Annotated in this window: 17 protein-coding genes, 1 tRNA gene and 2 pseudogenes; 8 read left to right on the top strand and 12 right to left on the bottom strand. The window is 69.6% G+C overall.

The annotated features are described in order from the left end of the window. Window positions 1-19: 19 nt before the first annotated feature. Together MVG78_RS13895 and MVG78_RS13890 are read left to right on the top strand one after the other, a co-directional pair. Window positions 20-715, top strand: coding sequence for a glutathione S-transferase family protein (locus tag MVG78_RS13895; RefSeq protein WP_247552411.1), 696 nt, complete (start codon window positions 20-22; stop codon window positions 713-715). 399 nt (window positions 716-1114) lie between these two features. After that, entirely contained in the window at window positions 1115-2479 is a 1365-nt protein-coding gene (locus MVG78_RS13890) for a PleD family two-component system response regulator (RefSeq protein WP_247552409.1), read from the top strand. A gap of 133 nt (window positions 2480-2612) precedes the next feature. Here MVG78_RS13890 and rpmG read toward each other — a convergent pair whose 3' ends face one another. From rpmG to MVG78_RS13840, 11 genes and pseudogenes are all read right to left on the bottom strand, one after another. Further along, entirely contained in the window at window positions 2613-2780 is a 168-nt protein-coding gene (gene rpmG / locus MVG78_RS13885; protein ID WP_019459949.1) for a 50S ribosomal protein L33, read from the bottom strand. Between the two features lie 104 nt (window positions 2781-2884). Continuing rightward, complete coding sequence (locus MVG78_RS13880; RefSeq protein WP_247552407.1) at window positions 2885-4285, bottom strand: S41 family peptidase; 1401 nt, start codon at window positions 4283-4285, stop codon at window positions 2885-2887. A 125-nt stretch (window positions 4286-4410) separates the two neighbouring features. Continuing rightward, a complete protein-coding gene (gene rnr, locus MVG78_RS13875; protein WP_247552405.1) occupies window positions 4411-6543 on the bottom strand; it encodes a ribonuclease R in 2133 nt (710 codons plus the stop codon). Between the two features lie 156 nt (window positions 6544-6699). Further along, on the bottom strand, window positions 6700-9474 hold the full coding sequence (topA, locus tag MVG78_RS13870) for a type I DNA topoisomerase (protein WP_247552403.1): 2775 nt from the start codon (window positions 9472-9474) through the stop codon (window positions 6700-6702). Further along, on the bottom strand, window positions 9471-10433 hold the full coding sequence (gene dprA, locus MVG78_RS13865) for a DNA-processing protein DprA (protein ID WP_345892829.1): 963 nt from the start codon (window positions 10431-10433) through the stop codon (window positions 9471-9473). Before dprA ends, topA begins: the two co-directional genes overlap by 4 nt. Then, window positions 10367-10570: a hypothetical protein gene (locus tag MVG78_RS21785; protein WP_345892888.1), complete on the bottom strand. Its 204-nt coding sequence runs from the start codon at window positions 10568-10570 to the stop codon at window positions 10367-10369. Before MVG78_RS21785 ends, dprA begins: the two co-directional genes overlap by 67 nt. A 56-nt stretch (window positions 10571-10626) precedes the next feature. Beyond that, window positions 10627-11243: pseudogene (gene plsY / locus MVG78_RS13860) on the bottom strand (glycerol-3-phosphate 1-O-acyltransferase PlsY). Further along, the gene (locus MVG78_RS13855; protein ID WP_247552401.1) at window positions 11240-12520 is read right to left on the bottom strand and encodes a dihydroorotase; all 1281 of its coding nucleotides are present in this window, start codon (window positions 12518-12520) and stop codon (window positions 11240-11242) included. Before MVG78_RS13855 ends, plsY begins: the two are co-directional and overlap by 4 nt. Further along, the gene (locus tag MVG78_RS13850; RefSeq protein ID WP_247552399.1) at window positions 12520-13461 is read right to left on the bottom strand and encodes an aspartate carbamoyltransferase catalytic subunit; all 942 of its coding nucleotides are present in this window, start codon (window positions 13459-13461) and stop codon (window positions 12520-12522) included. Before MVG78_RS13850 ends, MVG78_RS13855 begins: the two co-directional genes overlap by 1 nt. Window positions 13462-13549: 88 nt before the next feature. Then, a pseudogene (ruvX, locus tag MVG78_RS13845) lies at window positions 13550-14025 on the bottom strand (Holliday junction resolvase RuvX). Window positions 14026-14171: 146 nt separating this feature from the next. Then, window positions 14172-16691, bottom strand: coding sequence for a mechanosensitive ion channel family protein (locus MVG78_RS13840; protein WP_247552397.1), 2520 nt, complete (start codon window positions 16689-16691; stop codon window positions 14172-14174). A 450-nt stretch (window positions 16692-17141) separates the two neighbouring features. Between MVG78_RS13840 and gatC the strand changes: the two genes are divergently transcribed. The 3 genes from gatC to gatB are packed head-to-tail and all read left to right on the top strand — an operon-like array spanning window position 17142 to window position 20378. After that, on the top strand, window positions 17142-17441 hold the full coding sequence (gatC, locus tag MVG78_RS13835) for an Asp-tRNA(Asn)/Glu-tRNA(Gln) amidotransferase subunit GatC (protein ID WP_247552395.1): 300 nt from the start codon (window positions 17142-17144) through the stop codon (window positions 17439-17441). A gap of 1 nt (window position 17442) precedes the next feature. Next, window positions 17443-18927, top strand: coding sequence for an Asp-tRNA(Asn)/Glu-tRNA(Gln) amidotransferase subunit GatA (gatA, locus tag MVG78_RS13830; protein ID WP_247552393.1), 1485 nt, complete (start codon window positions 17443-17445; stop codon window positions 18925-18927). Beyond that, a complete protein-coding gene (gene gatB, locus MVG78_RS13825) occupies window positions 18924-20378 on the top strand; it encodes an Asp-tRNA(Asn)/Glu-tRNA(Gln) amidotransferase subunit GatB (protein ID WP_247552391.1) in 1455 nt (484 codons plus the stop codon). The genes gatA and gatB overlap by 4 nt, the downstream gene beginning before the upstream one ends. A 64-nt stretch (window positions 20379-20442) precedes the next feature. Here gatB and MVG78_RS13820 read toward each other — a convergent pair whose 3' ends face one another. Beyond that, window positions 20443-20799, bottom strand: a complete 357-nt coding sequence (locus MVG78_RS13820) for a TM2 domain-containing protein (protein WP_247552389.1) — start codon at window positions 20797-20799, stop codon at window positions 20443-20445. A gap of 94 nt (window positions 20800-20893) precedes the next feature. On the opposite strand from MVG78_RS13820, the gene MVG78_RS13815 reads away from it, so the two are divergent. The 3 genes from MVG78_RS13815 (at window position 20894) to MVG78_RS13805 (ending at window position 22748) form a co-directional block, all read left to right on the top strand. After that, window positions 20894-21526 (top strand): glutathione S-transferase family protein, encoded by a 633-nt coding sequence (locus tag MVG78_RS13815; RefSeq protein ID WP_247552387.1) that lies wholly within the window; start codon window positions 20894-20896, stop codon window positions 21524-21526. A gap of 67 nt (window positions 21527-21593) precedes the next feature. Continuing rightward, window positions 21594-21686: transfer RNA gene (locus tag MVG78_RS13810), tRNA-Ser, on the top strand. Between the two features lie 210 nt (window positions 21687-21896). Then, window positions 21897-22748: a hypothetical protein gene (locus MVG78_RS13805; protein WP_247552385.1), complete on the top strand. Its 852-nt coding sequence runs from the start codon at window positions 21897-21899 to the stop codon at window positions 22746-22748. The last annotated feature ends 74 nt before the right edge of the window (window positions 22749-22822 follow it).

The raw sequence follows: 22822 nt of genomic DNA, 5'->3' as shown, positions 1-22822 counted from the left end.
GCAGCCGAGGAAGCATGGCATGATCGAAGTCTGGAGCTGGCCCACACCCAATGGCCACAAGGTCCATATCGCGCTTGAGGAGCTGGGCCTGCCTTATCGTGTGGTGCCCGTGAACATCGGGGCGGGGGAGCAGTTCCGCCCGGAATTCCTGGCCATCACGCCGAACCACCGCATCCCCGCCATCGTCGATCCGGACGGGCCGGGCGGGCAGCCGCTCCAGCTCTTCGAGAGCGGCGCCATCCTGATCTATCTGGCCGAGAAGGCCGGCCGCCTGATCCCCGCGGATCCGGTGGAACGGCTGAAGGCGCTGCAATGGCTGATGTTCCAGATGGGCGGCGTCGGGCCGATGTTCGGCCAGTACAACCACTTCGCCGCCTATGCTCCGGAGCGCATCCCCTATGCCGTGGAACGCTATGGCAACGAAGTCCGGCGGCTGCACGGGGTGCTGGAGAAGCGCCTGGCGGAAGCCGAATGGCTGGCCGGGGGCGAGTATTCCATCGCCGACATCGCCACCTTCCCCTGGATCCGGAACCCCGACCGGCGTGGCATCGACCTGTCCGACTACCCCTCGGTCCGGCGCTGGCACGATGCGATTGCCGCCCGCCCGGCCGTCCAGCGCGGGGTCGCCGTACTGTCCGACCGTTCGCGCCAGGGGCCGATCACCGATACGGAGCGGGAGAACATGTTCGGCAAGACCCAGTTTGCCCGGCGCTGATCGCAACTGCCTGGGCAAACCGTGGCCGGGAGGCGATCTGGAAGCGCCTTCTGGCCCTGGATCATGCCGATGCTGCTGTGCACAATCATTTCGCTCGCCGGGGTGATCGGCATGCGGTATGTAGAAGGTGTTGGCGCGCCGCGTCGGGGCCGGTGGCGCGGAGAGCCCCGGGCAATGTCCGGGCAAAGCTCCCGCGAAGGTTGCGGAACCGGCGCGGTATGGGCAAAGGTGGCATCAGCCACGAGGGCCGCCCGAAGGGACGGGGGAGTGATCTAAAATCGTCACACTTTGTCCTTCTTCCGGTCTTCGTGCCCGGCCACAAGCAGCCGTTCGCGTCGTGCCGCCCGGCTGTTCCGGTGCCGGCCATGACGTCGCGCCAAAGGCGGAGGATCATTCGGCGTGAGCGCCCGCATCCTGGTGGTGGATGACATCGCGACGAACATCCACCTGCTGGAAGCCCGCCTCCGGGCCGAATACTACGAGGTCGCCTCTGCCAGCTCCGGCCCGGCGGCCATCCGCCTGGCCGAGGAATGGGCGCCCGACGTCATCCTGCTGGACGTGATGATGCCGGGGATGGATGGCTACGAGGTCTGCCGCCGCCTGAAGGCGCAGAAGCAGACCGGCCATATCCCCGTGGTCATGATCACCGCCCTGACGGATCAGAGCGAGCGCATCCGCGGCCTGGAAGCGGGCGCGGACGACTTCCTGTCCAAGCCGGTCGATCACGCCATGCTCTTCGCGCGGCTGCGTGCCCTGCTGCGCACCAAGCAGGTCCTGGACGCCTTCCACATCCGCTCCGAGAGCACCGGCGACCTGGGCATGACCGGCGGGCTGCGCGCGCTGAACAGCATGATCGGCACGCGCGCCATCGTCATCACCGAGGACCGCGAGGAATCGCGCTTCCTGGAGGAGGCGCTGGCCGAGGATGGCGTGGTCTGCTTCGTGGCTACCGACCATGGCGCGGCCTGGAACGCGCTGATGTCGGGCGAGTTCGAGCTGGCCGTGCTGAGCCTCTCCTTCGATGCCGGCGACGGTCTGCGCTTCGCCTCCCGGCTCCGGGCGCAGTCCGGCACGCGCGACCTGCCGGTGCTGCTGGTCGCCGATCCGGCGCAGCGGCAGCTCGTGCTCCGCGGCTTCGACCTCGGCGCCAACGACCATGTACTGCGCCCGGTGGACCGCAACGAGATGCGGGCGCGGGCGCGCAACCAGATCCGGCGCAAGCTCTATCAGGACCGGCTGCGCGAGGATCTCCAGCGCACGCTGGAGGCGGCGGTCACCGACAGCCTGACCGGCCTGCGCAACAGGCTCTACGCCTCCCGCCATCTGGAGGCGATGCTGCGTTCCGGCGGTGCCTCGGTGCTGCTGATGGATGTGGATCACTTCAAGCGCGTGAACGACACCTTCGGCCATGCCGGCGGCGATGTGGTGCTGCGCGAGGTCGCGCAGCGCCTGCGGGCCAACCTGCGCTCCTCCGATATCGTGGCCCGCTATGGCGGCGAGGAATTCCTGGTCATCATGGCCAGCCGCTCCCCCGCTGATGTGGCGAATGTGGCGGAACGCCTGCGCCTGGCGGTGGGAGAGGAGCCCGTCTGGCTGCCTTCCGGCCCGGTCCGGGTGACCATCAGCATCGGCGGCGCCAGCGGTGGGGACGGCGTCCTGCTGGACGACCTCCTGGCCTCGGCGGATGGCGCGCTCTACCGCGCCAAGGCCGCCGGGCGGAACCGGCTCGAAATCGCGCGCAGCGGAACCGGCGCGGCGGCCTGAGCAAGCCGCCCGGCCGAACGAACGCCCACAAAAGCGAAAGCCCGGCCGGGTTCCGGTCGGGCTTCTGTCATCGCGCTCCGGTCATGCCGGAGCAGGAAGGGTGGCGCCCCGGATGGGCCGGGGCGCGCCGCGATTACTTGATCTTGGCTTCGCGGAAGACGACGTGCTTGCGCGCCACCGGGTCGTACTTCTTCAGCTCCAGCTTGCCCTGGGCATTCCGGGTGTTCTTCTTCGTGACGTAGAAGTAGCCGGTCTCGGCGGTGCTGAGGAGCTTGATCTGGATCGTGTTGGACTTGGCCATGGTCTGATTCCGTAAACAGGCCTGCGCACTGAGCCCCGGCCGTTGAACGGCGCAACCTAGTCACCGCGCCCGCCGCGTCAAGCTTTCTCTCGCGGAAACAACCCTCACCGGCCGGATGGCACCCATGCCGGGCGCTCCCTCGCGGCCGCGCCGTCACTTCGCTGTGGCGGCGCGGTAGGCTTCCGGATTCGACAGCAGCGTGACCGCTGCCTGGAGATCGCCGTCCCGGCCCTCGGCGGGGGGCAGGCACCCCGGAGGGCCGTGATCTCGCTGGGCAGCACCGGCACCCGTGCCTGCCGCTGCCGCCGCAGCACGGCGCCCATGGGGGCATCCCCCTGGGCCAGCCGCTCCAGGCTCCGGGCGGTGCTGTCCGCCCCGAGGCTGGTGCAGAGGGAGGGCAGCACGCCCAGCGACTGCAGGGGCCAGCCATCCGGGGCCAGGATGCGGGACCAGGAGAGCGAGAGCTCGCCCTCGTTCGGCAGCGGCACCAGGATCTGGATCAACCCCTTGCCCATCGTGGCGCTGCCCACCACCGCCGCCCTGCCGTTGTCGGACAGCGCCGCCGTCACGATCTCCGCCGAGGAGGCGGTGCGGCCATCGACCAGGATGGCGATCGGCCGCCCCTGGGTGAGATCCATCCCCGCCGCGTGCCAGACGCGGCGCGCATCCGGATGCCGTCCATCGGTGCGGGCGACGATGCCGCTGGGCAGGATGTTGTCCACCACCCGGATCGCCTCGCGCAGGAAGCCGCCCCGGTTGCCGCGCAGGTCCAGGATCAGGCTCCGCGGTGCCGGGGCCGTGGGATGGTCGAAGGCCATCAGCAGCGCCTCGCCAAGCTGGTCCGCCGTGTCGGAGGAGAAGGCGGTGATCCGCAGCACCAGCGCATCGCCCTGCCGCGCGGTGCGGACGGTCTGCGGTGGCACGACCTCTCGCCGGAGCACGATGTTGCGGTGGCTGCGGCCGCGCTGAATGCGCAGGCGCGCGCGCGAGCCCAGGGGGCCTTCCAGCAGCGCCGCCAGCCGCTCCGGCGTCTGCCGGGCCAGCGAGATGCCGTTCAGGCTCAGCAGCACGTCCCCTGTCTGCAGCCCGGCCGCCTCGGCGGGGCTGTCGGGCATCACGGCCAGCACTGTGGCGCCACGCGGCCCGCCCTCGACCTGGAGGCCCAGCCCGGCAGTGCCCATGCGGCGGTCGCGGTCGCTGTCGGCGGTGGCGGGGGAAACATAGCGGCTATAGGGATCGAGGTGGTTGAACACCTCATCGAAACTGGCTTGCAGCACCGCATCCGCGCCGGCCCGCCGCAGGGTGGGGGAGACCCCCCAGGCCGCGCCATAGAGCCAGGACAGCACGGTGGCGGCCTCGGCCAGCGTGCCCGGTATGGCGCGCTGCGCCAGGCTCCGCCCCAGCAGCGAGACGCGCAGCACGCCATCGCGCGACTCCACGTCGAAGCCCGGTTCGATGGCCGTCAGCCCGCGCAGGGCCCAGAGGGCGAGGTCGGGCGGCGTCACGGGGTCGAGATGCCGCTCGGCGATCGCCTCGAAGCCGGCCTGGAGCGTGCTCTCGATCAGCGGCGCCGGGAAGCTCTGCGCGCGTGCCGGGACAGAGCCCAGGAGCAGCGCCGGGACAAGGAGGATCAGCGCCGCCGCGAGGATGCGGCGGAACGGGTCTTTCCGCTGGCAGGACGCCTTCCGCCCGCCTTGCGCCCCGCGCGTGGGTCGCTTTGCAGGATATCGAATGTCAGGCTGCCGGTCAGGGGCATGGCTTCGGCCAAGCGGACCTCGACCGGCTGTCCCAACGAGAAGGCGAGGCCCGTATGACGGCCCACCAAGCGCTGCGCGCCTTCCTCGTGCTCCCATCGGTCATCCGGCAAGACGCGAACCGGAACAATTCCACTCGCGCCATTGGTGTCCAGCGTGACGAAGAGACCGAAGCGTGTCACCCCGGAAACCCGTGCCGCGAAGCTAGCACCGACATGGTCCGCCATATAGGCGGTGAGATAGCGGTCCACCGCGTCGCGCTCCGCCTGCGCGGCGCGGCGCTCGGTTCGCGTGATGTCTTCACCGATCTCGGTAAACCCCTGCGCTTCCTCGCTAGTCAGGCCATCCGGACCGAGGCGTAAACCGGCGATCAGGGCGCGATGGACCAGAAGGTCCGCATAACGGCGGATCGGACTCGTGAAATGCGCATAGCGGCGCAGCGCGAGGCCGAAATGACCGATATTGTCCGGCGCGTATTCGGCCTGGGACTGGGCGCGCAGCACCGTCTCGTGCACGAGCCGCTCCTCCGGGCGGTCCTTCACCTGTTCCAGGAGTTGCGCGAAGTCGCGCGGGCGCAACTCGGTGCCGGGTGGCAGGGACAGGCCGAACGTCTCCAGGAACTGCCGCAGCCCTTCCAGCTTCGCATCCGAGGGGCGATCATGGATGCGGTACATGCAGGGCTGGTGCAGGCGCCCCAGCTCCTCCGCCGCGCAGACATTGGCGGCGACCATGAACTCCTCGATCAGCCGGTGGCTATCGAGTCGCTCCCGTGGCCGCACGGCGAGGACCTTGCCTTCCGGGCTCAGCTCCACCTTCCGTTCCGGCAGGTCGAGATCCAGCGTACCGCGCTTTTCCCGCGCGCCGAGCAGGGCGCGATAGGCACCGTACAGATCCGCGAACCGCGCCTCGCCGGCCTCCTGCGCCGATTGCACTGCCTCATAGGTCAGCCGGGCAGTGGAGCGCATGATGCAGCGCCCGAAGCGGTGCGACTGCTTCCGCCCCTCCGCATCGAAGCGCATCCGCACGAAGAGGCAGCCGCGATCCTCGTCCGGCCGCAGCGAGCACCAGCCGTTGCTGAGCGCCTCCGGCAGCATCGGCACCACCCGGTCGGGGAAATAGACGCTGTTGCCGCGCCGCCGCGCCTCCCGGTCCAGCGGGGAGCCGGGGCGGACGTAATGCGCCACATCGGCGATGGCGACCGTCACCTGCCAGCCCTCGCCATCGCGTTCGGCATGCACGGCATCGTCGAAATCCCGCGCATCCTCGCCGTCGATGGTGACCAGCGGCAGGTCGCGCAGGTCCTCGCGCCCCTCCGGCCCGACACCACGGGCACGCTCGGCCTGGCGCAGCGCCTCGCCGTCGAAGGTGTCGGGGATGCCATGGGCATGGATGCAGATCAGCGAGACCGAGCGTGGCTCGCCCATCTTCCCCAGCCGCTCCAGCACCCGCACGGGGCGCAGGCCGAGTCCGTGGCCGGGCAGGGGTTCCGCCAGGACCAGGTCGCCATCCTCCGCCCCACCTTCCTCGCCGGGCGGCACGCGCCAATCGGCCCGGATGCGCCGGTCCACGGGGCGGACCAAGCCCTTCTCGAACATGCCCAGCACGCGGGAGGAGCCCTGTTCCGCCAAGCGGCGGATGGTGCGGCCCTCGTACTTCTCGCGCCCCGCCGGCTTCAGCCGCGCCAGCACCCGCTCCCCCGGCGCCAGGGCGGGCTGCCCCCTGGGCTCGGGGCGCATGTAGATCAGCGGTGGGCGCCCGCCTTCCCAGTTCACCGGGCGGGCGAGGGGATCGCCATCCGGATCGGTGCCGAAGACTTCGACGATCGCGGTTTCCGGCAGGTTGGCCGCATGGCGGAAGGAACGCCGGCCGGACGGCGCGGCGCCGCCTTCGGTCTTCAGCTCCTTCAGCAGCGCACGCAGCGCCGGGCGGTGTTCCACGCCCAGGCCGAAATGCCGCACGATCTGGCTCTTGCCCACCGTGCCGCCGGAGGCGCGCAGGAAGGCACGCAATTCCTCTCCGCGTCGGCAGGCTGGCCGGAGCTTCGGGCCGGGCCGCGGCGCGGCGGCGGGCGCTGGCCTGGGGGCCGGCACCCTCGCGGACCTTCACCCGGAGGCCCCGGCCGGGACCGCCAGCGATGCGGCGTATCATCGCGGCGGCGTCCCCACTCAGGCCTTGGCGGTGGTCTTGCGCGCCGCCGGCTTGGCGGCCGTTTTGCGGAGCGCGGGTTTGGCAGCCGCCTTGCGGGCCACCGGTTTGGCCGTCTCGCCCGCCGCCTTGGTGGCCCGGGCGGGCTTGGCCTTCGCGGGTTTGGCCGGCGCGGCATCCCCGTCAGACGGGGCTGTATCCGCAGCCTTATCCGCAGCCTTCCTGGCGGTCGCCTTCTTCGCGCCCGGCTTCGCCTTGCCCCTGGCTCCCTTGGGCGCGAGCTGCTTGCCCTTCTCGGCCAGCAGCGCCACCGCCTGCTCCAGGGTGAAATCCTCCGCCTGGACATTGCGCGGCAGGCTGGCCACGGTCTGGCCGTGCTGGGCATAGGGGCCGAAGCGGCCGCGCCGGATCTCCACGGGCGCGCCATCCTTCGGATGCTCGCCCAGCACCACGGAACGCGGCTTGGCCTCGGCCAGCAGCGCGACGGCACGGTTCAGCCCGATGGTCAGCACGTCGTCGTCCTTGTCGAGCGACTTGGACAGCGTGCCCATGGTCAGATAGGGGCCGAAGCGGCCGAGATGCGCGGTGATCTCCTCGCCCGTTTCGGGATGCACCCCGACGATGCGTGGCATCGACAGCAGGGCGAGGGCACGCTCCAGCGTCACGCCTTCCGGGTCCATGCCCCGGGTCAGGCTGGCGCGGCGCGGCTTGGTGGGCTTGCCCTTGGCATCCACCCCCGGCTCGCCGAGCTGGACATAGATTCCATAAGGCCCGCGCCGCATGGTGACCGGCACGCCTTCCGGGCTCGTGCCCAGTTCCCGCACCCCGTCCGAGAAGCCTGCCGCCTCGTCGCCCTCGGCGCCGGGGGCGATCAGCGGGCGGGTGTAGCGGCATTCCGGGTAGTTCGAGCAGCCGATGAAGGCGCCCGTCCGCCCCAGCCGCAGCCCCAGCCGCCCGGTATGGCAGTTCGGGCACTCGCGCGGGTCCTTGCCGTCATCCGCGGGCGGAAAGAAGTGCGGGCCCAGATCCTCATCCAGCGCGTCGATCACGTCGCTGATCTTGAGGTCCTTGGTCGCATCCACGGCCTTGGAGAATGCATCCCAGAACTCGGCCATGACCTCCCGCCAGTCGGCGCGGCCGCCGCTGATGTCGTCGAGCTTCTCCTCCAGCGCGGCGGTGAAGCCGGTGTCCACATAGCGCTCGAAGAAAGCGACCAGGAAGGCGGTGACGAGGCGCCCGCGATCCTCCGGCTGGAAGCGCCGCTTCTCCAGCTTCACATAGTTGCGGTCCTGCAGCGTCTGCAGGATGGAGGCATAGGTGGAGGGGCGGCCGATGCCGAGCTCCTCCATCTTCTTCACCAGCGAGGCCTCGGAATAGCGGGGCGGCGGCTGGGTGAAATGCTGCTCCGGCGTCACCTCGCCGCGCTTCAGCGGGTCCTTCTCCGCCATGGGCGGCAGCACGCGGCCGTCCTCCTCGCCGAGCGCGGAGGCGGGAGCGTCGTCCACATCCTCCCGGTACAGCTTCAGGAAGCCGTCGAAGGCGATCACCGAGCCGGTGGCGCGCAGCTTCGTCCGGCCCGTACCCTCGGCGATCTCCACCGTGGTCTGGTCCAGCTCGGCCGAGGCCATCTGGCTGGCCACGGCGCGCTTCCAGACCAGATCATAGAGGCGACGCTGGTCCGGGTTCAGGTAGCGCGCGACCTGCCCCGGCGTGCGGTGCACGTCGGTCGGGCGGATCGCCTCGTGCGCCTCCTGGGCGTTCTTGGCGCGGGAGGAGTATTCGCGGGCCTGCGGCGGCAGGTAGTTCTGGCCGAACTCCTCGCCGACATGGCCGCGGATGGCCTGGATCGCCTCCGCCGACATCTGCACGCCGTCGGTTCGCATATAGGTGATCAGGCCGACCGTCTCGCCGCCGATCTCCACGCCCTCGTAGAGCTGCTGCGCCAAGCGCATCGTCGCCTGGGCGCCGAAGCCGAGCTTGCGCGAGGCCTCCTGCTGCAGGGTCGAGGTGGTGAAGGGCGCCTGCGGGTTGCGGCGGACCCGTTTCTTCTCCACCGAGGCGACGGAGAAGGCCCCGGCCTCGATCGCGGCGACGGCGCGCTTCGCGGCCGCCTCGTCGGGCAGGTCGAACTGCTCCAGCCGCTTGCCGTCGAGATGCGTCAGCCGGGCGGTGAACTGCGCCCCGATCGGCGTGGCGAAGCGCGTCTCGACCGTCCAGTATTCGCGCGGCTTGAAGACCTCGATCTCCGCCTCGCGCTCGCAGATCAGGCGCAGCGCGACGGACTGCACCCGCCCGGCCGAGCGGCTGCCCGGTAGCTTGCGCCAGAGCACGGGGGAGAGGGTGAAGCCGACGAGGTAGTCGAGCGCGCGCCGGGCGAGATAGGCCTCGATCAGCGGCGTATCCAGGTCGCGCGGATGCTCGATGGCGTACTGGACGGCGCGCTTGGTGATCTCGTTGAAGGTGATGCGGTGGACCTCGAGGCCCTTCAGCAGCCGCTTCTTCTCCAGCATCTCCCGCACATGCCAGGAGATGGCCTCGCCCTCGCGATCCGGGTCGGTGGCGAGGAAGAGCCGCTTGGCCCCCTTCAGCGCCGAGGCGATCTCGCGCAGCTGCCGCTCACCGCGTTCCTCGGACTCCCAGTCCATGGCGAAGCCCTCCTCGGGCCGCACGGAACCGTCCTTAGCGGGCAGGTCGCGCACATGGCCGAAGGAGGCGATGACCTTGTAGCCGCCACCCAGATACTTGTTGATGGTCTTGGCCTTGGCGGGGGATTCTACGACGACGACGTCGGTCATTTTCGCTCTGAGGTGTCCTCCCGACCCGCAACGGCGGACCGGACAATGCGGTTTCCAGGCAGCACCTCGATCCGTCCCGAGATCTCGAGATCGGCGATCAGGCCCTGAAGATCGGAATGGGAGAGGTGGCAGCGGCGCAGGATTTCGTCAACCGCCACAGGAGAATAGCCAATCAGGTCAAGGAGATAACCGGGTTCCGAGGTATCGGCGGATGGTTCTGATACCGAATCTACCGCCTTCGGGGCGGGTCCGGTGGCCGTCTGCCGCACCACGGTGGGGGCCCGCAGCAGCACCGGGCGCGGCGCTTCCGGCAGGTGCGCCAGCACGTCGCCGGCATGCTCGCACAGGGTCGCACCCTGCCGCAGCAGGTCGTTGGAGCCCCGGCAGCGCGGGTCGAGCGGGCTGCCCGGCACGGCGAAGACCTCGCGCCCGGCCTCGATGGCATGGCGGGCGGTGAGGAGGGTGCCGGAATTCATCGCGGCCTCCACCACCACCACGCCCAGGCTGAGCCCGGCGACGATCCGGTTGCGGCGCGGGAAATGCCGGGCGGAGGGTTGCGTGCCCAGCGGATGCTCGGCTACCAGCGCGCCGCCTTCCAGCGCGATCCGCTCCTGAAGCCGCGCATTCTCGGGCGGGTAGGCGATGTCCAGACCGCCGGGCAGGACCGCCACGGTGCGCCCCTTGCGCAGGGCGCCCTCATGAGCGGCCGTATCCACCCCGCGCGCCAGGCCGGAGGTGACGACGATCCCATCCGCGGTCAGCGTGGCCGCGATCTCCTCCGCGATGCGGCGCCCGGGGGCCGAGGCGTTCCGCGCGCCGACGATGGCCACCTGCCGCAGCGCCAGGATCGCCGGATCGCCCAGCACGGCCAGGACCGCCGGGGGATCGCCGATCAGGAACAGGAGTTCGGGATAGCCTTCCTCCTGCCAGTACAGGAAACGGCCGCCCGCCTCCCGCACCGCATCGTATTCCCGCCGGACCGCATCGGGGGCGGGGGCTCGAAGCGCCCGCCTTCCCGCCGCGCCGGCCAGCGGGGCAGGGCCTCCAGCGCGGCGCTGCCGCTGCCGAAGGTCTCCAGCAACTGGCGGAACCGCACCGTGCCGATCCCCTCGGTGCGGGCCAGCCGCAGCCGGGCCAGGGCCTCCGCCTCGTTCAAGCCTTTTCCTTGCCTTGCCCGATACGCGGCTCCGTGCCGGCCAGCAGGCGGCGGATGTTCGCGTGGTGCCGCACATAGACGTAGAGCACGATCAGCGTCACCGCGACCGCCACCGCGGGCACCTCCAGCGCCCAGGCCGCCAGCAGCGCCACGGCCAAGCCGCCCAGCGCCCCGGCGGAGGAGATGCGGGTGATCTTCGCCACCAATAGCCAGCCCAGCGCCGCCGCCAGGAAGACCCAGACCGACAGGGCCAGGAAGACGCCGAGCGAGGTGGCGACACCCTTGCCCCCCCGGAAGCCGAGCCAGGGCGGATGGCAATGGCCCAGCACCGCGCCCAGCGCCGCCGCCGGGGCGGCACCGGGGCCGAGCAGGGCGGAGGCCAGCAGCACCGCTGCCGTGCCCTTCAGCGCATCCAGCAGAGCGTCGCGGCGGCCAGTTTCTTGTTGCCCGTGCGCAGCACGTTGGTGGCGCCGATATTGCCGGAGCCGATGCTGCGGATATCGCCCAGCCCGGCGGCCCGGGTCAGGATCAGGCCGAAGGGGATGGAGCCCAGCAGCAGCCCGATCAGCAGCCCCAGCAGATGCAGGGTCCAGGGGGTGATCCCGGGATTCATCCGAAGACCCGCCGCCCGGCCTTCCAGGTGCCCAGGACCCGGCCCTCCAGCGCGCGCCCGTCGAAGGGCGAGTTCTGCGCCTTGCCGGGCAGCCTGCCGGCCTCGACCTTCCAGGCGCGCTCCAGGTCGAAGAGCACGAGATCGGCCGGCGCGCCTGCGGCGAGGCGCCCGGCCTCCAGCCCCAGCAGCTTCGCCGGAGCAATGGTCAGCAGCTCCAGCGCCCGCAGCAGCGGCAGGTCCCCGGCATGGACGCGGGCCAGGGTGACGGCGAGCAGCGTGGCCAGCCCGGCGCCGCCGGCCTCGGCCTGGGCGAAGGGCAGGCGCTTGTCATCGGCGTCGCGCGGCTGGTGGTCGGAGGCGATGGCGTCGATCGTGCCGTCGGCCAGGGCCGCCACCACCGCCTCGCGGTCGCGCTCGGGGCGCAGGGGCGGCTCCAGCTTGGCATAGGTGCGGTAGTCGCCGATCGCCGTCTCGTTCAGGTCGAAATAGGGCGGCGCGGTGTCGCAGGTGACGCGCAGCCCCTCGGCCTTGGCCTCCCGCACCAGTTCCAGCGCCGCCGCGGTGGACAGGTGGGCGAAGTGGACATGGCCGCCGGTCAGCCGTGCCAGGGCGATGTCCCGGGCGACCTGCATCGCCTCCGCCGCCGCCGGCACACTGGGCAGGCCCAGCCGCGTCGCCAGCTCCCCCTCGGTCGCCGCCGCGCCGCGCGACAGGCTCGGCACGGCCGGGTGCTGCACGATGAAGCTGCCGAAGGCCCGGGCATAGGAAAGGGCCAGGCGCATGGTCCTGGCGTCGCCGATGGCATGGTTGCCGTCGGTGAAGGCGACCGCCCCGGCCTCCCGCAGCAGGCCGAACTCGGTCATCTCCTTGCCGGCGCAGCCGCGCGTGGCGGCGCCATAGGGCAGGATGGAGAGGCTGCCCGTCGCCTCCCCGCGCCGGAGCACGAATTGCAGCAGCGCCGGATCGTCCAGCGCCGGCTCGCTGTCCGGCAGGGCGCAGAGCGTGGTGATGCCGCCCGCCGCCGCGGCCAGGGCGGCGGAGGCGATGGTCTCCCGGTGCTCGGCCCCCGGCTCGCCCACGGCGGCGCGCAGGTCGATCAGCCCGGGGGCGAGGCAGGCGCCGCCGCCATCCACCACCGTCGCGCCCTCGGGGATGCCCGCCGGGCCTCCCTGCAGCACTTCCGCGATCGCGCCGCCGCGCACCAGCAGGCCGCCGGTGGCGTCGAGGCCGCTCGCCGGGTCGAGCAGCCGGATATTGGTGAAGATCGTATCGGTCATCAGCGGTCGTTCCGGCCCGGGCCACGCGAGAGGATGTCGAGCACGGCCATGCGGACGGCCACGCCCATCTCCACCTGCTCGCCGATCACGCTGCGGCTGGGGTCGTCGGCCACGGCGCTGTCGATCTCCACGCCCCGGTTCATCGGGCCGGGATGCATGACGATGGCATCCGGCTTCGCGACACGCAGCTTCTCGGCATCCAGCCCGTAGAAGCGGAAGAATTCGCGGGCCGAGGGGACGAGGCCGCCGGCCATGCGCTCCTTCTGCAGGCGCAGCATCATGACCACGTCGGCATCCTTCAGGCCGGAGCGCATCTCGTGGTGGATCTCCACCCCCAGCCGGTCGGCGGCGGAGGGGATCAGGGTCGGCGGGCCGACGATCCGCACGCGGCAGTTCATGGCGCTCAGCAGATGGATGTTGGAGCGCGCGACCCGGGAATGCAGCACGTCGCCGCAGATGGCGACGGTCAGGTTCTCCAGGCTGCCCTTGTGGCGGCGGATGGTCAGCGCATCCAGCAACGCCTGGGTCGGGTGCTCATGCGTGCCGTCGCCCGCGTTGATCACCGCGGCATCCACCTTCTGGCTCAGCAGGGCCGGGGCGCCGGACTGGGCATGGCGGACCACCAGCAGGTCCGTCTTCATGGCGTTCAGGGTCGAGGCGGTGTCGAGCAGCGTCTCACCCTTGTTCACGCTGCTGTTGGAGACGGACATGTTGATCACGTCCGCCCCCAGCCGCTTGCCCGCCAGTTCGAAGCTGGTGCGGGTGCGGGTCGAGTCCTCGAAGAAGAGGTTGATCAGCGTGCGGCCCTTGAGCACGTCGCGCTGCGTCTTCCCGGAGCGGTTGAGCAGGGCATAGCTCTCGGCGAGGTCCAGCAGGTCCGCGATATGGACCGGGTGCAGGCCCTCGATGGCCAGGAGATGTCGGGAGGGGAAGGCAACCATTCCGGGCGGGCGTCCAATGTCGCGGCGGACCATAGGCGCGGCGTGGATTCGGCGGAAGCCCGCCGCGTTCCGGTCCTGTGTGGGGGGATCAGGGGGCGGGCGGGGGGCGGGTGGCGTCCAGCGCCGATTGCAGCATGTAGGCGGCGGCGGCGGCATCCACGGCCTTCGCCCGCTTGGCGCGGGACAGGTCGGCCTCGTCGATCAGCATCCGGTTCACCGCGGAGGAGGACAGGCGCTCGTCCCAGAGGGAAACGGGCAGGCCCACGGCCTCGGACACAGCCATGGCCCAGTCCTTGGCGGCCTGGGCGGCGGGGCCGAAGGAACCGTCCAGCCCCAGCGGCAGTCCCACCACCAGTCCGCCCGCGCCCTCACGGGTGGCGATGGCCCGGATCTCGGCGGCATTGGCGGCGAGCTTGCCCCGGGGATGGAACGGTAGGGTGAGGCCAGCATCAGCAGCACGTCCGAGAGCGCGAGGCCGATGGTCCGGCGGCCGGGATCGATCCCGATCAGCCGGGCATCCCGGGGCAGGGCGGCCCGCAATTCGGGCAGGGGCAGGAGGGGCATGAGCCCGGGCTTTCGCCGGGGGCGTGGCCGCCGTCAAGCGGAAGCCACGCCACCCAGCCCTGCCGGATCGGATGCCCGGGGCAGGATAGCCGTAAAAACAACCCCCTGGACCGGAAATCTCGCCCGATCCGTGAGGTGCCTGCCATTCACTCGGTGTTGCTGAGCGCGGAAGGCGGCGGCGAGCGCGTCTCGGCGCCGGACGGGTCCTTGGGCTTGGCCGGGGCAGGTTCCGGCCGGTGCTCCTCATCCCGCGGCGCGCGGGCGAGGATGATGGCCTGCGCCGGGACCGCGATCTGGATTCCCAGCTCCTGGAAACGCTTCTTGATGCGGCGGTTGAACTCCCGCTGCACGCCCCAGCGGCCGCTGTCGCGGCACTTCATCTGCCCGACCACCGTGGCGGTGGCGCCATCCACCTTGTCCACGCCCCAGAGGGCGAAGTCGTCCAGGATGTTGTCGCGGAAGGCCGGGTCCTGCCGCAGCCCGGCGCCGATCTCCTTCAGCACCTCGCCCACCCGGTCGGTGTCCTCGTCGGAAGCGACGGTGACGGAGACGGCGGCATTGCCGACGCCCTTGTTGGTGTTGGTCACCGTGGTCACGGAGGAGAAGGGGATCACATGCACCGAGCCGTCGCCCGCCCGCAGCCGGATGGTGCGGACGGAGAGCGCCTCCACCGAGCCGGACAGGCCGGAGACGGTCACCCAGTCGCCCACCTGCATGGCGTTCTCCAGCAGCAGGAACATGCCGTTGATCACGTCCTGCACCAGCTTCTGCGAGCCGAAGCCGAGCGCCACGCCGATGATCGAGGCACCGGCCAGCAGCGGGGCGATGTTGACGCCGAGCTGGCTGAGGGCGGTGAAGCCCACCACGATCAGGATGGCGGTCAGCAGCGCGGTGCGCAGCAGCGGCAAGAGGGTGCGCAGCCGGGCGGAGCGGGCATAGTCGCCCCGCGCGGCCATGTCGGTGATCTGCCGGTCCACCCAGGAATTGGTGAGTTCCCAGATCACCACCGCGACCAGGGCGGCGATCAGCACGACCACGGCGGAATTGGCGATGCGCTCGCCCAGCCGGCCATTGTGGAACCAGGCGAAGGCGTCCACCCCCCAGACCTGCAGCACGGCGAGCACCGTCACCAGGGTCATGGCCAGCGAGATCAGCCGGCGCAGGGCGGGGTAGTAGCGGTTGGCCCGTTCCTCCAGGAAAGGCAGGCGCAGCTTCTTCTCGGCATCGATGCGGAAGATGCGGTCCAGCAGGCCCAGGATGCCGACGGTGACCAGGCGCGCCACCACCAGCACCACCACGGTCAGGCCGAAATAGCGAAAGAGCAGGCCGTAGCCGTTGCGGATCTCCACCGCCCAGACGAACCAGATGGCGAGGATCAGGAAGATCGCCAGCACGTGCCAGATGGCGGCCAGCCAGTTGCGCGCCAGGGCGAAGGCAGTGTGCGAGCCATGCGGGGCGGCGATCGCCTCGGCCACCGGCTTGCGGCATTGCAGGACCACCACGACCATCATCAGGTGGGTGATGAGGATCAGCAGCTTCGCCGCGGACATATAGGCCAGGCTGTAGAGGCCCAGCACCCGGGCGATCTCCAGCACTGCCATGCCATAGACCACGACGCGGCTGATCCGGGCCAGCCAGACCTCGATATAGGCGGCGGTCTCGTCGCTGATGTCGAAGAGGCGCAGGGCCGCATGGTCCGGCGAGGCCAGCATGTGGCAGATGGCCATGACGATGTGCTGGATCACATAGGCATTGACGGCGGCCAGGATGATCAGCGGCACCGTCCAGCCATCGTTCAGCGGCGTGGCCAGCAGCAGGTTGCCCACGGCGGCGAAGGCGGCGATGGGCAGGAGCTCCAGCAGCAGGCGCAGCAGCGCCAGGGGCAGGCGGCGCAGGAAGCGCAGCTCCGCCCGGCTGGCGAGGCCGGCCGCCTCCGGCCCTATGGCCTCACGCTCCCGCCGGCGCCGGGCCACGCCTTCCTCGGCCCGGTGGATCACCATCTGGGTGGGGCGCCGCAGGGCGCGGCTGGCGAGGCGGCGGGCCGTCCAGGCCAGGGCGCAGACCAGCACCAGCTTCCAGCCCGCGTCGAGGGCGGTGGACTGGGCATAGGGGTTGGTCGCCGTGCGGGTCATCCAGTCCCAGACCAGGGGGACATTGCCCACGGTCCGCCCCGCCGTGACCAGGTAGTCCGAGGCATTCCCGAACCATCCGGACAGCGCGACGATGAGCTGCGCCAGGATGCCGTCCGCCTGCAATGAAACACGGTCCGGGGTCCCTGCCGCGGGCGCGGCGTCGGCCGGCGGTGCGGGGGTCTTCGGAGCCTCGTCTGTGCCTCCCGCCGCCGGGGCCGCGGCGGTGGTGCCCGAAGCGGGCGTGCCATGGGGGGGCGGCGCGGTGCGGGCGATGGCTTCCAGGGTGGTGATGACGTCCCGGCGGCGCGCGTCGTTCTGCAACACATCCAGTGCCCGCCGCGCCTCCTCGGGCGTCAGCCCGGCCGCCGCGGGCTGGGGAGCCGTGGCGGCGTTCTGGGGCGAGGTATTCTGGGCCAGGGCGGGCCGGGACAGGCCGGGCGCAGCCAGGGCCAGCAGGAGAGCGAGCAGCAGCAGAGGCAGGCCGAGGGCCGGAGCCGGGGACCTCGCGCCAGGGCGGTTCATCCCGGCGGTCATGGTTCTCCGGCGGTCCCGGCCTGGGGCCGGTCCGTGTCCGACGCGCGATAGCCTCATGCAGTCACTGTCCTCTTCGCTGTGCCGGGGCGCGGCTCCAAGGACAGGCCAAGGGTCCGCGGCCCCTGATCCGGCCGTGGTCTTTCTCGGTGAGCGGTGCTTCTAGGCCGAACCCGCCCGAGGATCGACCGTTGCGCCCCCGAAGTTACGCTTCGTTTCCCGGTGCCGCCCGCGTCCCAGCGGCAAAAGCCACTGGGACGCGCCGGGTTTCAGGCCGTGAACCGCCCCCGCCCCACAGGGGCCGGCAAGCCCGGGTCGGGCAGGGCGCGGGGGCCGGCCCGGTCGTCTCCGGGGCCCCTTCGCGGAGGCCGGCGACGCACGGGCCTTGACTTCGGGGCCGCCGCTCGCTTCCTGGCCTTTGTCTGTACTCTGAACTGGGGTTCCTTCCCGAACATGTCGCTCGATACCGCCACCGTCCGGCGCGTCGCGTCGCTCGCCCGCATCCACCTGGAGGATGAGGAGGTCACGCGCCTGCAAGCCGAGCTGAATGGCATCCTGGCCTGGGTGGAGCAGCTCCAGGCCGTGGACACGGCCGGCGTCGAGCCCATGGCGGGTGGCGCCGCCATGCCCGAGCTCGCCGTCCTGCGCATGCGGGACGATGTCGTGACCGATGGCGGCATGCCGGAAAAGATCCTCGCCAACGCGCCCGACCGCCAGGGCGATTTCTTCACCGTTCCGAAGGTCGTCGAATAAGATGCGCCCGACCGATTTCACGCTCCGTGGCGCGCTGGACGCGCTGAACGAGGGCGAGATCACTTCCGAAGAGCTGACCCGCGCCCATCTGGACGCGATCGAGGCCCTGAACCCCCGGCTGAACGCCTATATCACCGTCACGGCGGAGAAGGCGCTGGAGGCCGCGCGCGCCTCCGACGCTCGCCGCAAGGCGGGGCGGGCGGGCAGGCTGGACGGCGTGCCGCTGGCCATCAAGGACCTGTTCTGCACCGAGGGCACCCGCACCACGGCGGCCAGCCAGATCCTGGGCGAATTCGTGCCGCCCTATGAGAGCACCGTCACCGCCAACCTGCTGCGCGACGGCGCCGTCTTCCTGGGCAAGGTGAACCTGGACGAGTTCGCCATGGGCTCCTCCAACGCCACCTCCGCCTTCGGCGGGGTGGAGAACCCCTGGTCCCGCCGCAACGACCCGGAGACGAAGCTGGTTCCCGGCGGGTCCTCGGGCGGTTCCGCCGCCGCTGTCGCGGCGCGGCTGGCCCTGGGCGCCACGGCGACGGACACGGGCGGCTCGATCCGCCAGCCGGCGGCCTTCTGCGGCATCGCGGGGATCAAGCCGACCTATGGCCGCTGCTCGCGCTGGGGCGTGGTGGCCTTCGCCTCCTCGCTCGACCAGGCGGGGCCGGTGGCGCGGACCGTGGAGGACTGCGCCCTGCTGCTCGGCTCCATGGCCGGGTTCGACCCGAAGGACTCCACCTCGGTGGACATGCCGGTGCCGGATTTCGCCGCCGCCTGCGCGCGCGGGGTGAAGGGGCTGCGCATCGGCGTGCCGAAGGAGTACCGCCTGCCGGGCATGCCGGAGGAGATCGGCAGGCTCTGGGACCAGGGGCTCGACTGGCTGCGCGCCGAGGGGGCGGAGATCGTGGAGATCTCCCTGCCGCATACGAAATACGCGCTGCCGACCTACTATATCGTGGCGCCGGCCGAGGCTTCCTCGAACCTCGCCCGCTATGACGGGGTGCGCTACGGCGCCCGCGTCTCCACCGGCGGCGACCTCAAGGATCTCTACGAGCACACCCGCGCCGCCGGCTTCGGCGCCGAGGTGAAGCGCCGCATCATGATCGGTACCTATGTGCTCTCCGCCGGCTATTACGACGCCTACTACCTGAAGGCGCAGCGGGTGCGGGCGCTGATCAAGCGCGACTTCGACGAGGCCTGGGAGAGGGTGGACGCCATCCTGACCCCCGCCACGCCCTCGGCCGCTTTCGGCGCGGACGAGAAGCAGGACGACCCCGTCGCCATGTACCTGAACGACGTCTTCACCGTGACGGCGAACCTCGCCGGCCTGCCGGGCCTTTCCGTCCCGGCCGGGCTGGATGCGCAGGGCCTGCCGCTGGGCCTGCAGGTGATCGGCAAGCCCTTCGACGAGGAAACCGTCTTCGCGATCGGCACCGCCCTGGAGCGGGCCGCCGATTTCACCGCCCTGCCGGGCGTGAGGGCTTTCGCATGAGCTATACGATCGAGGGCGAGACCGGCCCCTGGGAACTGGTGATCGGGCTGGAGGTCCATGCCCAGGTCAGTTCCGAGGCCAAGCTCTTCTCCGGCGCGGCGACCGCCTTCGGTGCCGCGCCGAACAGCCAGGTCTCCTTCGTGGATGCCGGCATGCCGGGCATGCTGCCGGTCATCAACCGGGAATGCGTGGCCCAGGCGGTGCGCACCGGGTTGGGGCTGAAGGCGAAGATCAACCCCTGGTCGCGTTTCGACCGGAAGAACTATTTCTACGCCGACCTGCCGACGGGCTATCAGATCAGCCAGTTCGCCTTTCCCATCGTGGGGGAGGGCAAGCTGACCATCGAGCTTTCCGACGGCACGACCAAGGAGATCGGCATCACCCGCCTGCATCTGGAACAGGATGCGGGCAAGTCGCTGCATGACCAGGACCCGTCGCGGACCTTCGTGGACCTGAACCGGGCCGGCGTGGCGCTGATGGAGATCGTCTCCGAACCCGACCTCCGCTCTCCGGAGGAAGCCGGGGCCTATGTCACCAAGCTGCGGCAGATCCTGCGCTATCTCGGCACCTGCGACGGCAACATGGAGGAAGGCAGCCTCCGCGCCGACGTGAACGTCTCCGTCCGCAAGGCGGGGGAGGGGTTCCGCACGCGCTGCGAGGTGAAGAACGTCAACTCCATCCGCTTCGTCATGCAGGCGGTCGAGGCTGAGGCACGGCGCCAGATCGAGGTCTGGGAGTCGGGCGGCACGGTGGAGCAGGAGACGCGGCTCTTCGACACCACGCGGGGCGTGACGCGCTCCATGCGCTCCAAGGAGGATGCGCATGACTACCGCTACTTCCCCGATCCGGACCTGCCGCCGCTGGTGCTGGAGCCGGCCTGGATCGAGGAGCTGAGGGCCGGGCTTTCCGAACTGCCGGACGACCGCCGCGCCCGCTATGTCGGCGAATACGGCCTCACCGCCTATGACGCCCATGTGCTGACGCTGGAGAAGGAGACGGCGGCCTATTACGAGGAGGTCGCCCGCGGGCGCGATGCCAAGCTGGCGGCCAACTGGGTGATGGGCGACCTCTTCGCCGCGCTGAACCGCACGAAGACGGACATCACCACCTCGCCGGTCTCGGCGAAGGACCTGGGCGCCCTGCTGGACCTGATGGCGGACAACACCCTGTCCGGCAAGCTGGCCAAGGAGGTCTTCGAGGCCATGGTCGAGACGGGCCGCGCGCCCGGCGAGATCGTGGAGGAGCGGGGGCTGAGGCAGGTGACCGACACCGGCGCCATCGAGGCGGTGGTGGATCAGGTGCTCGCCCAGAACGCCGACAAGGTGGCGGAGTACCGCTCCGGCAAGGAGAAGCTCTTCGGCTTCTTCGTCGGCCAGACGATGCGGGCGATGCAGGGCAAGGGCAACCCGGCCCTGGTGAACGAGGTGATCAAGGCCAAGCTCGCCGGCTGAGCCGGAAAGCGGCCAGGACAGGGAAGGGGCCGGTGGCATGCGCCGCCGGCCCCTTTTTCATGCGCTACCGCCGCAGGGAGGCGATCAGGTCGTTGTTGTAGCGGCGGGTCATGCCAGGGATCAGGAAGATGTCCACGAAGAGCCAGATCCCGACCAGCAGGAATCCCAGATGGCCGATGAGGATCAGGCTCAGCACCCAGCTCAGCGCCGTGATCAGCAGCATCACCACGCCGCTCATGGTCCGGCCCAGATAGAAGCGGTGGATGCCGAGCCAGCCCAGGAAGAACCAGAGCACATAGGCGACCAGGGCCGACTTCTTGTTCGCATCGTATTGCATCATCATCATCGCGTCGCCCGGCGTGGCTCCCTGGGGAAACCCCTGGGGAAGCCCATTGGGCGATACGTTGAAGGACTGTGACATCCGGCAGATCCTCTTCGGCCTCTTCCCCTTCCATATAGGGGTGCGGGCCGCCGCGCCGGAGTGGTCCAGCCACCATGACAGGACGAGGCCCGGCATGAGCATCACGCTGCACACCTGGAACACGCCCAACGGGCGCAAGATCAGCGTGGCGCTGGAGGAGATGGGGCTGCCCTATACGGTGAAGACCGTGGACATCACCAAGGGCCAGCAGTTCGAGCCGGACTTCCTGAAGATCAGCCCGAACAACCGCATCCCGGCCATCGTCGATTCGGAAGGGCCGGACGGGAGGCCGATCAGCGTCTTCGAATCGGGCGCGATCCTCCTCTATCTCGGCGAGAAGACGGGCCGCTTCCTGCCGCGCGACCTGCGCGCCCGGGTGCCGGTGCTGGAATGGCTGATGTGGCAGATGGGCGGATTCGGCCCCATGCCAGGACAGGTCCACCACTTCCTGGGCCAGCCGGAGGGCCCGGCGCGCGACTATGGCGTGGAGCGCTATGGCAAGGAGACGAAGCGGCTCTACGGCGTGCTGGAGAGGCGGCTGGCGGGGCGGGATTTCGTGGCCACCGAGGGGGAGCCCAGCGTGGCGGACTTCGCCATCCTCGGCTGGGCTTGGCGGCATGAGCGGCATCTCGTGCCCTTCGACGATCTGCCGAGCGTGGCCGCCTGGTACGACCGGATGATGGCCCGGCCAGCGGTGAAGCGCGGCTTCGAAATCCCGCTGTCCTGAGGTTTGACGGCGCCTTCGGTCACGGCTAGAAGCACCCCCGCAACGCCGTGAGACTTTCCACTCCTGCGGAGGGGTGGCCGAGTGGCCGAAGGCGGCGGTTTGCTAAACCGTTATAGGATGTCAAGTCCTATCGTGGGTTCGAATCCCATCCCCTCCGCCATTTCCCCTTATCTGCCGAATAATCCATATAAATCAGCGTGTTAGAGGTAGTTGCCCGCAGGCTCTCCCCCTCACGCCACCCCTCACGTTTTCCCCCTCACGGTTTGGGAGGGCGTAGGCGATTCGCAGACACCTTGTTGGCGCAGTGCCGTAAGTTCTGCGTAACCACGAAGTTTTGTGTTACCTTGGCGGCATAGATGGGGACGTAGATTTGCCCGAGACGCTTCCCGATTGGGTCCTGGAGCAGGTCAAGCGACGGCTTGCTATCGAAGCCGACCAGCGGGGGCGAAACTTTCACCGCGAGCTAAACAAGACCATATCGCCAATGATTGCGGCAGGCCGCCAACATTCCGGTGTAACGGTAGGGGCTGTGATCGATGCCTATGGCAGTGAGGTCACCTACAGATACAGACAGGCGCTTCTTGTCCTTCAACAGGCGATGGCCGCTTTCGGTGGTCGGCAGGGCACAGGATTTGCGGAGCGGGCATATTTAGTTCTAAGGCCGCTCATCCATGAGCAAATCGAGATTCTAAGAGGCGAGATGCGGAGCCACGCCTCGTTCCGCACCCCTACATGTGCCCGCGCTGCTGCCATCCTGGAAGAGCAGATATTCAATAAGATGGTGGCCGAAGCCGAAGAGACGTTACAGCTTGATTTGGAGGCTATAGAGGCGGCGTCCATCCAGATTGCTAATCAAGGAACTTCCCCAATGGCGACCTCTGCCAATGTGCATGGCAGCAACAATATTGTCTTGGTGGGTTTAACCAGCTCCACGGTTTCAATTCGCTTAGACGGTCAGTCTAAAGATGCCGTTGAGGCAGCCATGAGCGTGCTGCTTGAGAAGCTTGATAGCCTTGGCCTTCCTTCCGACAAGGCCACCGATATCAAGGAACTAGCCGAGGAATGCAGCACGCTCATCAAGCAGGAAAAGCCTAATAAGACAAAGCTGACCAGCAACCTCCAGGCCATCTGGCAGACTGTGCAGATTGTCACTGCGGCGCCTGATGTGGTGGAAGCCGTCCGCAAGGCGCTCGCCTATGTTGGTTTGTCTGGGGGTTCCTGAGGGTCCCCCGAAAAACAATAAGCGGTGCCCCTTACCACCCCGATAAGTCCGTATCGGACCTATCAACCCGAAAA

Origin of the sequence: Roseomonas gilardii subsp. gilardii, assembly GCF_023078375.1 — a bacterium.
Classification (GTDB): Bacteria; Pseudomonadota; Alphaproteobacteria; order Acetobacterales; family Acetobacteraceae; genus Roseomonas; species Roseomonas gilardii.
The sequence above is the reverse complement of the archived record's forward strand: the minus strand, read 5'-3'. Positions and strand labels throughout refer to the sequence as shown.